We start from the raw sequence: 12,136 nt of genomic DNA, 5'->3' as shown, positions 1-12,136 counted from the left end.
CATATAAATTTACGGCCTTTTCCTTAATCTAAAACGGGAAATTGATATCATGACCGCCATTTGTGGCCTTAGCCTTTAAATAGGATTCGTTATCGTCTTTAATAAATACCGAAGTACTAATTACCTTGTCAACGGTTATTCCGTAATCCCGTAACGCCTTAACTTTTCGCGGGTTGTTGGTTAATAGCTGTAGATTCTTAATATTGAGCGCTTCAAGCATTTGTCCTGCTTCTGTGAAATCTCTAAGGTCATCTTCAAAACCTAACTGGTTATTTGCTTGATAGGTGTCCATGCCTTCAGCTTGAAGTTTATAGGCATCAATTTTGTTATATAAGCCAATTCCACGACCTTCCTGACGCAGGTAAAGAATAATGCCACCTTCTTTGCCCATTAGCTCTATGGCTTCATTTAATTGCTCTCCGCAATCACAATGTGATGAATGAAAAACGTCTCCCGTTAAACATTCAGAGTGAATTCGAACGATCGGTGATGTTGAGCTCTCGTCTGCTTTTCCAAAAATAATGGCAATATGCTCTTTATCGGAAATTAAGTCATTAAAGGATGCAATCTGAGCCGAAATGCGACTATTCACGCCTATTTTTAGCGAAATTTTGGTTCTTACTTTGGCCATAATATTTAACCTTATCTATTTTTAACCCGTTATGATCGTTGTTAACTATGAATTCAACTAAACGGTTTGAGCGGCTCAGCAATTTCGCTATGAGCTAACACATTGGTGAATTTTTACATCTGCTTTGCTGCCAGTCGCGCAAGCACTGATGTTGGTAATAGCCGGCGGTGATAAAGTCGGTTAGCTTTGTATCTCAAATATGGCCTTTATTGTCCTGACAACATTGTTCGGCAACATCCTAGTGAAATTATGCAGCGCCTATAGTTTATAGCAAAAATATTAATGACGTGAACAATGATTAATAAGGCTAACAGGATGGGGTTTGAATTCGATCGTTCAAAAAATCCTATGGAACGATTTTGAACAGTTTTAGCAGACCTCAAATGGTGAAGGGCAGGATGTTCTGAATAAAACTCACAACGAAGTCAGGGATAATTTTAACTCAAAAGGTGAACTACCTTTTGAGTTTTTTAGTATTAGCGCTTCATGCCGCGGATCGGGTAGTTATTATCCGGGTTTCGTACCCAGGCTAAACCATTTACCAATGCCTGTAATTCAGGTCTGACAAATGGATTATTTGAAATATCAATAACCTGAATGATGCCTTGCGCGTTAACTACAAAAAGTCCGGGCTCCGCAAAAGGATGATCGGTTTCCTGCTCGGAGCGGGGATCTGATATATAAAGTCCGAGTGATTTCATCTGCGCAACGGTTAAACCATAGGCAAAGGGAAAGTTAACCGATAACTGTGTCAGATGACTTTCGAGCTGTGCTTGGCTGTCGCCGGAGACGGCAATCAGATCAACCCCGGTGGCCAGCAACTGATCTTTAAAATTGGCCAGCTGGTTTAAATATTTGCTGCACAGTGGGCAGTGACGGCCACGATAAACGATAACCAATTGCCAGTCTGCGCCATTACTAGGCTTACCTAACTGTACTTTTTCACCAGAAAACAGGTTAACTGCTATATCTGGAAATGAACTTCCTGCGTGTAATTTATCGGTATAAATTAGATCTGTTGACATGCTTCTCTCCTAAAAATCAGCATTAATATGAGTTTCCAAACGTTTGAAATCGTTTTCTATATTTACATTTTTCATCACATCTAAACAAACAAAGATATTCATTGGTGCGGGTTAATAATTATTCATAAAAAATGCCAAATATTCTGTAATCGATTACATTAATGGTATATTTTAGTCACCTGAAAACAATTAGCAATTAGTATACTTTTGGTAACCTGGTATTTGGTGAAATTAAATTATGAACAATAAAATAAAAACAGACAGTAAAGGCAGGAAAAAAGTATTAAATGAATGCTTCGAGCCTTGCGCGATTGAAAAAGGCATGCGTTTAATCGGCGGAAAATGGAAGGGTTCTATTATTTATCATTTGAAGGATGAGCCAGTTCGGTTTAATGATTTAACCCGAATGCTGGGGGGAGCCAGTAAAAAAATGGTTGATCAACGCCTCAAGGAATTAGAGCGCGAGGGAATGGTTTTAAGAAAAGTCATCAGTGACAGGCCGATTGCCGTTACTTATGAACTGACCGATTTTGGAAAAACGGCGCTTAGCATTTTAGATGAGTTAAGAACATGGTCAGAATCTCACCAAATATAATGGTTGTGGGTTTGGCACCTATCCGCCGGAATGAATCGCTTTGGGTTAAAAGTTGAATAGCAGAAATTGGAAAAACTTTAACTAAGGTGAATCAGTTCCGGGTTAAACTTGACTGGGAGTCGATGCTTTCTATACTCAACCAGCAAAATAGTTTTTGATTATAGGTCGGCAATTTGAGTGGACGGGCTTATTATCAAGAAAATGATCCTCCCATCGCAGTAATTTTCAGGAATAACTATGTCAACTAATGCTTCTACCAAAGTTATCATTGCAGCTTTAATCGGTAATGCAGCTATTTCGGTGACCAAGTTTTTTGCCGCGTTTACGACCGGCAGTTCAGCCATGCTCTCGGAAGGCATACACTCACTGGTTGATACCGGCAATCAGATTTTACTGCTTTACGGAATGAAACAGGCAAAAAAACCGGCCGATGATGAATTCCCATTTGGACATGGTAAAGAGATCTATTTCTGGAGCTTTATTGTCGCGATCCTGATCTTTGCCGTTGGTTCCGGCGTGTCGATTTATGAAGGCATTCGTCATGTGATTCACCCGGCACAGATTTCAAACCCTATGGTCAACTATATCGTATTGAGCCTTGCCATCGTCTTTGAAGGTGCTGCATGGTTTTTTGCCTTTAAAGAGTTTAGCAAAGTAAAGGGGAAGCACGGTTACATCGAAGCTGTGCAGAGGGGGAAAGATCCTTCCATGTTTGTTGTGCTGTTTGAAGATTCCGCCGCGTTGTTAGGTTTGTTTATCGCCTTGCTGGGTATCTGGTTGACCCAGGTTACCGGCATTGCCATTTTTGACGGCATCGCTTCTATCCTGATCGGCTTGATTCTTGGCGGTACGGCTATCTGGTTGGCGATTGAAACCAAAGGCCTGCTGATTGGAGAGGGCGCCAATAAAGAGGTCATAAACAGTATCAGAAAGATCGTAAATTCTTTTGCCGAAGTGGATAAAGTCAATGAGCTTCTCACCATGCACATGGGGCCGGAATTTATACTGGTTAATATTAGTATTTGTTTTAAACGTAAACAGTTAACCCGCGAACTGGAAGACGTCATTCAGTTACTTGATGCAGCAATTAAGGCTGAGCATAAGATGGTAAAGCGAATATTTATCGAAGCTGAATCGGTCTGAGTCATTCAGGCTTAACTATACAGACCGGAGTTGAAGTTATTCCTCTTCGGTTTTTCTCGAGTGAGTTTTTTAAAATACAAAGGGCAGATAAGCAGACATAAAATCAAATAAAAACGTTAAAAGAGAGGCTGCTAACCTCCTTTTTTTTATGTTGATTGAATGCTTGGAGTATTAGCGATTAATAACAGCGTCAAAATCGTTTAGCGTGACAACGTCACCGGCAACCATACTATCTATATGGATATCGCCAATCCGAACTCTTACCAGTCTTAATGTGGCAAAACCAACAGCCGCGGTCATTTTTCTTATCTGACGATTTTTCCCTTCACAGAGAGTGATAGATATCCAGCTGGTGGGGCCGTGTCTCGAATCGCGGATTTTACGGCCACGAGTGGGGAGTAGAGGCTCATTGTCTAACTTGAACGCTTTACAAGGCAGGGTGAGATATTTAGTGCCATTAATACCAATCTCAACACCATTTTGCAGCAGTGACATTGCATCGAAGGTGATCGAACCATCAACTTGCACGTAGTACTCTTTTTCTATGCCTTTGCTTCTGACTTTGTAGCTCATCATACCATCGGTAGTGAGTAACAATAATCCTTCAGAGTCGTGATCTAATCGCCCAATCGCCATGATCTTATCGGGGAAGTCAAATAGCTCGCCTAGCAGATGTTTCTTCTTTCGCGGTTCAGGTACAAACTGACTTAAAAAACCATAGGGTTTGAATATTTTAAAGTGCTGGTGGGTTTGCCTTGTCTCAGCGAGTTCTGTTAAACAAGTTTGGTTAGTGGTTGGCATTAAACAGGGCCTTAATCGTAAAATCTGAGTGATAACGCATTATACGGCTAGTCCGTACTAGATGCACTGCGTGTGCTAACTGCTTCAATATAGTGACATCTTAATTTTTGCTTGCACGGATAAACAGGATAACAGGGACAAAATAGGGGATCTCAATATTGTAATCTGCAATGAATTTTTAGTCCGGTAGGTGGTTTATACCACAGCCTCGAAAAAGCCAAGTGAGTTTAATTGATACGCCTTATTATCATTGTGTTTCCCGCTGCGTTTGCCGCTCATTCCTGTGCGGTATGGATAAGTATTCAGGTCAAAGTTACGATCACCGTCGGGGTTAGGTAGAAGACCGCTTGCTGTTTTTATCTGCGGTCTTTGCGATTGACATATGTGCCTACGCGGTGATGAGCAACCATACTCATGTAGTGTTGCACGTAGATAAAACCCAAGCTGATGGTTGGAATGCCGATGAGGTACTAAGGCACTACCACATCTTGCATAAAGGCACGCTGTTAACCCAGAAGTATCTGAAGGGTGTTAAGCTAAGCCCAGGCGAACTGATTAGTTTTGATGAAACAGTTGAGCTTTACCGGCAACGCTTGTTCGATATCAGTTGGTTTATGCGTAATCTGAACGAGTACATTGCTCGAGAAGCCAATAAAGAAGATGGTTGCACAGGCCGATTTTATTCGCTGCCATCCATGGCGCTCACCCTTCCCACTCATTTATTCCTTATAAATGAGTGGGAAGGGCGGTTTAAGTCTCAAGCCTTGTTAGATGAAACTGCAGTGCTAGCCTGCATGGCCTATGTGGACTTAAACCCCATACGGGCAAAAATGGAAAAAACACCTGAAAGGTCAAAGTACACCAGCATAAAAAAACGCACCCAGGCAGCAGAAAAAAACCTGCGGCAACCGAAATATTTAATGCCTTTTGTAGGTGATTCCAGACAAGACATGCCTAAGGGCATTGCCTATTCATTGAAAGACTACTGTGGTTTAGTCGAGATCACAGGCCGCTGTATTCGGGAGGATAAAACAGGGGCTACTATCAATAGCAGCTACTGTCCCATTTTAGAACGCTTAGGCTTAGACTCACAATAGTGGTTGATCTTAACTACTGAGTTTGAAAAGCACTTTTATTATGCCGTGGGCGCAGAGTCGACGATGAATACCTTTAAACGCCATACCCACCATCAACGCATGAGAGGAATGGGCAAGGCGAAGGTGTTACTCAAACAAGCCTGAAAATCCCTCTTACATAAACCAAAAAAACGACACTTCATCATAGCGTTTTGTGGGGTATTTCGCTGCTCGAAATTTGTCGAAATGACCATTTTGTACTTTAGTTACTGCTTCACAGACCCAATAATGGCGTGATTTACGCTCAGTACCTTTACTAACTCTGCTCTTCGATGGTGGTGTTATTCCAAGCATTAAATAATTAACATGGGCGTTTTGTTAAATTTTTTTTCTCACTCTATTAGCATACGTATTGTTAATTCACTTATGTGCTGATTACTTTATTCATGTTGTGGCTAACTACTTGATAGTCAATACTATTGTATAATGCCATCGCAGCTGAGTTGTGATGAAAAACATGAAGCCCTAAACTTGTAGCTCCTAGATCGGCTACTACTTTCTCTATACAACGAAGTCCAGATTTTGCATAACCTTTTCTACGATAATATTCATATATTTCTATGTCATATATGAAAGCAGATTTTGTACGTATGTTCTCTTCAACTTTCACCCAAATATGACCTACATTCTGGCCACCTTTATTTTCAATGATATTAAATAAATAGTTGCTTTTACTTCCTACTCCTTCAGGTAAGAGACGATCAAAATCCTGTTTAGAGCGTTCTATTGCTTCAGATTCTTCCCAACGACCAGATTCAACATTATCCTTGGCGTAAGCAGGTATAGCTTGCTTTCGATAATCAGAAAATGACGCTTCATTCATAGCTTTTAATGATACTTGCATATTATTGCTAATCCTCGATTAAGGTACCAACGCCGCACTAAGCGAACTAATTAACCTACTGTTTAAGTGCCTTGTTCCTAGTGTTACTTGAATTCAAGATGCTCAGGTACGTTACTATTCAATGAATACCAACTGGTTTTTTGAGAAACCCAAATGTGATTTATTTCTTTGGATTTTGGATCATCATCCAATCAACCTAAACGCAAAATGATGTGCTCAATACTATCTTTTTTTGCATATATTTGAGTTGCACAATTTGGACCGAAATACCTATTTTTACCAGAGGATGATTCATAACAACCTAACGTCACATCACTTACTAGTTTAAAATCTGATTCTTTGACAGCAGCAACACTTGAAAACGCAGAGCCATGAGCTTTACGACAAGTTTTACAGTGGTAATGAACTATATCGCCAATTTTGCCAGATATTTTATACTTAACATTACAGCACAAACAACTTTCGGTTATATTGAAACCTCGATACTGGATTACGAATCCGACTTGATTACCTTATGTTATTTGAATTTGACCATGTCGTTCAATAAACGCATCCTTGAAATTCAATTACTGTGTTTGATGCAAGTTTACGTTTCTCGAATGGCTTAACCATACCACCACAATATACAAATTGGTTCCATTTGTTCTGTGACTTATCAAAGTAACAAATAGGAGCCTGTAATTCGACGTAACCTGATGATTGGTAAGTTTTAGGTTCATAGGCAAAAAGAAACGAGTGGCTAACGTCAATCGTTTTCAATTTATTATCTAATTGTCTAAGCAGTTGCTTGCATAACCCTTTACCACGGTGATCTTTATTAACTGCGATTGCTCCCACGATACCGGCTTTAAACTGAAACTGTCCTTGACACATGTCGCGAGCATAAGCAAACCCACAACCAATGATTTCAGCAGAGATCTTAATAACTACCCCACATACAAACTCATCAGATAACTCAACATGAACTGTTGAGTTAAACACGTTGGAAAGGAATAAGTTAATTTGTGACTCCGATGCTTGAACCTCACTTTTTGTTAGTACTTTTAAGTGCACGTTGACTCCTTTCATATAACAGAGCATTGGTCTGCATTCTTACTAATACACATTTGAGATTTTATTTTTGATAAAAATTATATACTAACAGACTTATAAAATAGTTAGATAGATCCAAGGCATGATTGCAAATTGATATTTTATATAGAGGGAATAACACATCTGTATTTATAGAGATCGTTACAAATCCAGACCATACAAAATTAACTTATTATTTTCAATACGTTAAAGTATTAAGAAGGTGAAACGTGAAGATCAAGTATTCTTATAAAATGCAATAAACAAACATGTACTCGATTTGAGTCTAAAATCATTATTATGAATAATTTTCTAAGGCGCTCTATTGGTCAACGTTGTTCAGGCTTAGATTCAGCCAAGAGCAATTCTCCGGCACGATTTTCCCCGTGATATAACCATCACCAGCGCCTGGTTTTTAGGTGTTTTTAGCGCTTAAATAGGTCACCTGATAAGAGGGGGTACTCTTCTTATTTGGCTTTTCCCCGAATTGATGTGCGTTGTGAGCTAGTTGATTTTGGTTATTATTTATAGTTTTTAATCCGGCAAAGTGCTGCAACTTTGTGTTCTCTAATTTTAAGTAACTCGAAGCGCATCGATTGATTATACACAGGCTTTGCTGGGGCATCATTAGCTCTATTATGTGTTTTGGCTTAATTCGAGTATAATATCGCCTTTAATACAATGATTTAAATGAATATATAGTACGAAGGTTTGTCTTTTATACCTGACTTTTACGCTTTACCTGACAATCAGTTTGCTATTAAATTTCATGATGACAGATTGATTGTCCTATTAATAAGTCGAAATAATACTGTTACTAATACTCTGAAACAGAAAGGAATAGTTCAGAGAACAAAAAGGCTTCCAATGATAACTTATGAATCTGTAACAAAAACATTCGGCAAGGGAATCAATACCGTTAACGCCCTTGATAATATAAGTTTTACCATTCCAAAAGGTGAAGTAGTGGTGTTTCTTGGTCCTTCGGGATGCGGCAAAACAACTACCCTGCGTCTTACCAACAGACTGGAGGAACTCACCGGAGGGACCATCACCATAGATGGTCAGAATATTATGGACCTTGATGTCGTCGAGCTCAGGCAGCGCCTGGGATATGTCATTCAGGCGATCGGACTCTTCCCAAATAAAACCATCGCCGAAAACATTGCCGTAGTACCCAAACTGCTGGGCTGGGACAAGGAACGTATCCGCAAACGGGTTGATGAGCTGCTGCAAATGACCAACCTTGATCCTGATTTGTATCGCGATCGTTATCCCGCAGAGCTCTCTGGCGGTCAGCAACAGCGTGTGGGAGTTGCTCGAGGACTTGCCGCAGACCCCGAAATACTGCTGATGGATGAGCCTTTCGGCGCGATAGATCCGATCAACAGAGAAGAGATTCAAGACGAGTTTCTCAAGCTTCAGGCAAAACTGAAGAAGACCGTGGCCTTTGTCTCTCATGATATACACGAAGCGATCAAGATGGGCGATCGTATTGCCATCTTCAACAAGGGAAAACTGGTACAGTACGACACACCCGAGATGATTCTGACTCAGCCGAAAAACAAATTTGTTTCCGACTTTGTGGGTGCCGACCGGGCACTGAAAGTCCTTGGGCTGATGCGGGTAAGTGATATTATTAACCGCACGCCGAAGAACATTATTCAGGGATCCGACCGTTCTCAGGCAGCATTAGATTTTCTGAGTAACAAGCAATATCGCTACGGTATTGTGCTTGAAGAAAATAGACCGATAGGCTTCGTAACCCAGAAAGCGCTCAAATATGAAGAAGGGCCGGTGCGCGAGGTGATCGAAACATATCCCATTTTTCTGAAGGAACATACTCCACTGCGAGACGTGCTTTCCTCCATGCTGATGTATGACGCTATTACTTTTTGTGTGGTCGACGGAGATAAAAACTTTGTCGGGACGGTAACCTACAATGATATACAAAAAGCGGTAAAAGCAAGTTACGCCGACGAAGTAGAAAATATTGAAAATGAGGTGGCGCAATGAGCACACTGCAATTCATAATAGATAACCTGAACGAGGTTATGTATCTCACCTGGGAGCATATATGGATTGTGGGGATGGCGCTTCTTATCGCCACACCCATTGGCGTGGCGCTGGGTGTCCTCATTACGCGACAGGAGCAGTTTGCTTCGCGGGTTTTGAACGGTGCTAACATACTGATGACCATTCCCTCTCTTGCTCTGTTTGGATTGATGCTGCCGATCCTGGCGATTGTTAATATGGGTCTGGGAAAAGTGCCTGCTGTGATAGCACTGGTGTTATACAGTCAGCTTCCTATTATCAGAAATACCTATACCGCGATCAAGAATGTTCCGCCTGCTCTGGTTGATGCCGGAAGAGGGATGGGCATGAGTAAGTGGAAACTTTTACGCGAGGTGGAAATTCCGCTGGCTATGCCATTAATTATTGCCGGATTGAGAACGGCTGCGGTGATGAATATCGGGGTTGCCGCTATTGCTACCTATATCGGAGCTGGTGGCCTGGGCGTGTATATCCAACAGGGTATTGCCCGCGTATATCCGGAGATGATAATGAGCGGTGCGATACTTGTTTCTCTTTTGGCTATCGTAGTCGACGGTGGAATGGCGCTGCTGGAAAGGATGGCGACGCCAGAAGGTATTAAGGTACAGAGGAGACTTTCGCGATGAATAAAATATTTGCAAAATTATATATGATTATCATTGCGCTTATCATACTGATAGCGGGTATCACCTTTGAACGTACGGGTCTGATAGATCTGCTTTCTGATCCATACGAATATCCGGTTATTATGGCATTGTTCGGCCAGCATCTGTACATGGTGTCGATCAGTATGGTGTTTGCTACTATTATCGGCGTCACCGCGGGTATCGTGCTTACCAGAAAGCGGTTTCGCAAGTATGCGGGAATCTGCATGTATGTTATCGGCTTGGGACAAACTATCCCCTCGCTGGCTGTTTTAGCACTGGCCATGAGTTTCTTAGGTATTGGCATGAAACCTGCGATATTTGCGCTGGCCATCTATTCTATCCTGCCCATCGCCAGAAATACGCTTGCCGGTATTACTGCGGTACCCCCGGATCTGATTGATGCCGCAAAAGGCATGGGAATGCCTCCAATGAAAATTCTTCTCGAAGTAGAGTTACCCAACTCCATGAAGGTTATTCTCACGGGATTCAGAATAGCCCTGATAATCAATATCGGTACCGCTGCACTTGCTTATGTTATTGGAGCAGGGGGCCTGGGAGATCTTATTTTCACCGGCATAAATCTTATGCAGACAGATAAGCTGTTGGCCGGTGCGATTCCGGTCACGCTACTGGCTCTTTTTGCAGATTTTCTGTCAGGAATACTGGGATTTGCGTTGATTTCAAAAGGTTTGCGCCTTTCCGAATAGGAAAGGTGTGAGGGTCTGTTTTTTATCATAAACAGGCCCGAAGGATTTGGGCGAAAAATGCCGTTTGTTTTTACCCAAGTCCTTAAAAATAAAACTCTTCGGCATTCAGCCAAGAGACTAATGGAGGTATGACATGAAAAAGATATTTAAACTTGTTCCGGCATTACTTGTTTTAACGTTCCTTTTCCCCGGCAGTGTTCTTGCTCAGGATAAAAGCCTGATAGTGGGCGGTAAAAATTATTCCGAACAACTTCTTCTTCCGGAACTCGCTAGTATCCTTCTCGAACAGGAAGGCTTCGATGTGACGGTGAAGACAGGTGTAGGATCTGTGATCGCCAGAAAATCACTGGAAAATGCTGCGTTTGACCTTTATTACGAGTATACGGGCACGGCATACACTCTGTATTACAAGCAGGACGATACAGAAATAATGACCGATTCTAAAAAGATTTATGACTGGCTTAAAAAAGCCGATGCAAAGAAGGGGCTTGTCTGGCTTGATCCAGTTCAGTTCAATAATACTTATACTCTGATGATGAATAAAGCAGAAGCTTCGAAGCTGGGCATCAATAGTATTTCCGATCTGGGCGTCTACGTTACTAACAATCCGGAAAAAATGATATTTGCTCTGGACTCGGAATTTTGGGAACGCCCTGATGGATTTAAAAGCGTGATGAAAACCTATAATTTCAGACTGCCAGCCGGACAGGTTAAAAAAATGTCAGTGGGTCTTACCTATCAGGCATTAAAAGAAGGACTGGTTAATTCTGCAATGGGTTTTGCCACCGATGGTAGAATCGCGGCCTTCGGCTTTGTAAATCTTATCGATGATAAGTCTTTCTTCCCCGTATACAATCCCGTACCGGTTATCAGAAAAGAAGTTCTTGATAAGTATCCTGAGATTGCAGGCATATTAAAACCGCTTGCGGATACTCTGAGCACGGACGAAATGCAGCAACTCAATAAAGCCGTGGATGTAGACCACAAACGAGTTCACGAAGTGGCCATGAATTGGCTCAAAAGTAAAAATCTGATCAAATAGACCTGCTTCGCAGATCTTCGATTGGGGGAAGTTATCTTCTTCCCCCTTTCCAAAGGCACTTAAACCACAGGTACTTAAAAATCAGTTTATCGTTCACACATTTACAATCACTAAACCTCTGTTCTAATCTCCGGTTTTAATTTTGTTTAGCAGCATTTCCGCTTTAGCTTTCTGAGGCGCAAAGCGCCTTGATTTTCTATTTTTTTATCTCAATTTGAACAACAGATATTAACTTATTGATCGTAGCTATACGTGGTCGTATTAAGGTTTTATTGATTAGAGTATGATATTTATTTTAACGTGATGATTTAAAAGAATATAATGTATAGGGACCAGCTTTTTTGTTGCGTTCTGATCGCAAAAGGTTTACGTCTTCCCAAGTAGGGAAGTTGCACTTATTTTTTACAATAATGAGCACTTAATCAGGGACTAGGGCAAA

At 41.2% G+C, this 12,136-nt stretch carries 12 protein-coding genes and 1 pseudogene; 7 read left to right on the top strand and 6 right to left on the bottom strand.

Annotation, left to right across the window (positions count from 1 at the left end):
• Window positions 1-28: 28 nt before the first annotated feature.
• Entirely contained in the window at window positions 29-631 is a 603-nt protein-coding gene (gene ribA, locus ACJAZP_RS02025) for a GTP cyclohydrolase II (protein WP_415229065.1), read from the bottom strand.
• Window positions 632-1,107: 476 nt separating this feature from the next.
• Window positions 1,108-1,656, bottom strand: coding sequence for a redoxin family protein (locus tag ACJAZP_RS02020; protein WP_415229064.1), 549 nt, complete (start codon window positions 1,654-1,656; stop codon window positions 1,108-1,110).
• Between the two features lie 238 nt (window positions 1,657-1,894).
• Between ACJAZP_RS02020 and ACJAZP_RS02015 the strand changes: the two genes are divergently transcribed.
• Both ACJAZP_RS02015 and ACJAZP_RS02010 read left to right on the top strand, forming a co-directional pair.
• Complete coding sequence (locus ACJAZP_RS02015) at window positions 1,895-2,251, top strand: winged helix-turn-helix transcriptional regulator (protein WP_415229063.1); 357 nt, start codon at window positions 1,895-1,897, stop codon at window positions 2,249-2,251.
• Window positions 2,252-2,488: 237 nt separating this feature from the next.
• Window positions 2,489-3,394, top strand: coding sequence for a cation diffusion facilitator family transporter (locus ACJAZP_RS02010; RefSeq protein WP_415229062.1), 906 nt, complete (start codon window positions 2,489-2,491; stop codon window positions 3,392-3,394).
• A gap of 171 nt (window positions 3,395-3,565) precedes the next feature.
• Here the strand turns inward: ACJAZP_RS02010 and ACJAZP_RS02005 are convergent, their stop codons facing one another.
• Window positions 3,566-4,195, bottom strand: a complete 630-nt coding sequence (locus ACJAZP_RS02005) for a pseudouridine synthase (protein ID WP_415229061.1) — start codon at window positions 4,193-4,195, stop codon at window positions 3,566-3,568.
• A gap of 197 nt (window positions 4,196-4,392) precedes the next feature.
• On the opposite strand from ACJAZP_RS02005, the pseudogene ACJAZP_RS02000 reads away from it, so the two are divergent.
• A pseudogene (locus tag ACJAZP_RS02000) lies at window positions 4,393-5,436 on the top strand (transposase).
• 259 nt (window positions 5,437-5,695) lie between these two features.
• Here the strand turns inward: ACJAZP_RS02000 and ACJAZP_RS01995 are convergent.
• The 3 genes from ACJAZP_RS01995 to ACJAZP_RS01985 all read right to left on the bottom strand — a co-directional run bounded on the left by ACJAZP_RS01995 (window position 5,696) and on the right by ACJAZP_RS01985 (window position 7,228).
• Window positions 5,696-6,175 carry a GNAT family N-acetyltransferase gene (locus ACJAZP_RS01995; protein WP_415229060.1) on the bottom strand — a complete coding sequence of 160 codons (480 nt, stop codon included), beginning with the start codon at window positions 6,173-6,175 and terminating at the stop codon, window positions 5,696-5,698.
• A 191-nt stretch (window positions 6,176-6,366) separates the two neighbouring features.
• A complete protein-coding gene (locus tag ACJAZP_RS01990) occupies window positions 6,367-6,630 on the bottom strand; it encodes a GFA family protein (protein WP_415229059.1) in 264 nt (87 codons plus the stop codon).
• An 85-nt stretch (window positions 6,631-6,715) separates the two neighbouring features.
• On the bottom strand, window positions 6,716-7,228 hold the full coding sequence (locus ACJAZP_RS01985) for a GNAT family N-acetyltransferase (protein WP_415229058.1): 513 nt from the start codon (window positions 7,226-7,228) through the stop codon (window positions 6,716-6,718).
• A gap of 885 nt (window positions 7,229-8,113) precedes the next feature.
• On the opposite strand from ACJAZP_RS01985, the gene ACJAZP_RS01980 reads away from it, so the two are divergent.
• From ACJAZP_RS01980 to ACJAZP_RS01965, 4 genes are all read left to right on the top strand, one after another.
• Window positions 8,114-9,262: a betaine/proline/choline family ABC transporter ATP-binding protein gene (locus ACJAZP_RS01980; protein ID WP_415229057.1), complete on the top strand. Its 1,149-nt coding sequence runs from the start codon at window positions 8,114-8,116 to the stop codon at window positions 9,260-9,262.
• Complete coding sequence (locus tag ACJAZP_RS01975) at window positions 9,259-9,927, top strand: ABC transporter permease (protein ID WP_415229056.1); 669 nt, start codon at window positions 9,259-9,261, stop codon at window positions 9,925-9,927. The genes ACJAZP_RS01980 and ACJAZP_RS01975 overlap by 4 nt, the downstream gene beginning before the upstream one ends.
• On the top strand, window positions 9,924-10,655 hold the full coding sequence (locus ACJAZP_RS01970; RefSeq protein ID WP_415229055.1) for an ABC transporter permease: 732 nt from the start codon (window positions 9,924-9,926) through the stop codon (window positions 10,653-10,655). Before ACJAZP_RS01975 ends, ACJAZP_RS01970 begins: the two co-directional genes overlap by 4 nt.
• A 133-nt stretch (window positions 10,656-10,788) precedes the next feature.
• Window positions 10,789-11,697 (top strand): glycine betaine ABC transporter substrate-binding protein, encoded by a 909-nt coding sequence (locus ACJAZP_RS01965; RefSeq protein ID WP_415229054.1) that lies wholly within the window; start codon window positions 10,789-10,791, stop codon window positions 11,695-11,697.
• The last annotated feature ends 439 nt before the right edge of the window (window positions 11,698-12,136 follow it).

This window comes from Psychromonas sp. (assembly GCF_047632955.1).
Taxonomy (GTDB): Bacteria; Pseudomonadota; Gammaproteobacteria; order Enterobacterales; family Psychromonadaceae; genus Psychromonas.
The sequence above is the reverse complement of the archived record's forward strand: the minus strand, read 5'-3'. Positions and strand labels throughout refer to the sequence as shown.

What these genes read in the sequence shown, in the direction of transcription:
- ribA (WP_415229065.1), bottom strand. Translation starts at nt 631, where the DNA reads ATGGCCAAAGTAAGAACCAAAATTTCGCTAAAAATAGGCGTGAATAGT.
- ACJAZP_RS02010 (WP_415229062.1), top strand. Translation starts at nt 2,489, where the DNA reads ATGTCAACTAATGCTTCTACCAAAGTTATCATTGCAGCTTTAATCGGT.
- ACJAZP_RS02015 (WP_415229063.1), top strand. Translation starts at nt 1,895, where the DNA reads ATGAACAATAAAATAAAAACAGACAGTAAAGGCAGGAAAAAAGTATTA.
- ACJAZP_RS01980 (WP_415229057.1), top strand. Translation starts at nt 8,114, where the DNA reads ATGATAACTTATGAATCTGTAACAAAAACATTCGGCAAGGGAATCAAT.
- ACJAZP_RS01970 (WP_415229055.1), top strand. Translation starts at nt 9,924, where the DNA reads ATGAATAAAATATTTGCAAAATTATATATGATTATCATTGCGCTTATC.
- ACJAZP_RS01965 (WP_415229054.1), top strand. Translation starts at nt 10,789, where the DNA reads ATGAAAAAGATATTTAAACTTGTTCCGGCATTACTTGTTTTAACGTTC.
- ACJAZP_RS02005 (WP_415229061.1), bottom strand. Translation starts at nt 4,195, where the DNA reads ATGCCAACCACTAACCAAACTTGTTTAACAGAACTCGCTGAGACAAGG.
- ACJAZP_RS02020 (WP_415229064.1), bottom strand. Translation starts at nt 1,656, where the DNA reads ATGTCAACAGATCTAATTTATACCGATAAATTACACGCAGGAAGTTCA.
- ACJAZP_RS01975 (WP_415229056.1), top strand. Translation starts at nt 9,259, where the DNA reads ATGAGCACACTGCAATTCATAATAGATAACCTGAACGAGGTTATGTAT.
- ACJAZP_RS01995 (WP_415229060.1), bottom strand. Translation starts at nt 6,175, where the DNA reads ATGCAAGTATCATTAAAAGCTATGAATGAAGCGTCATTTTCTGATTAT.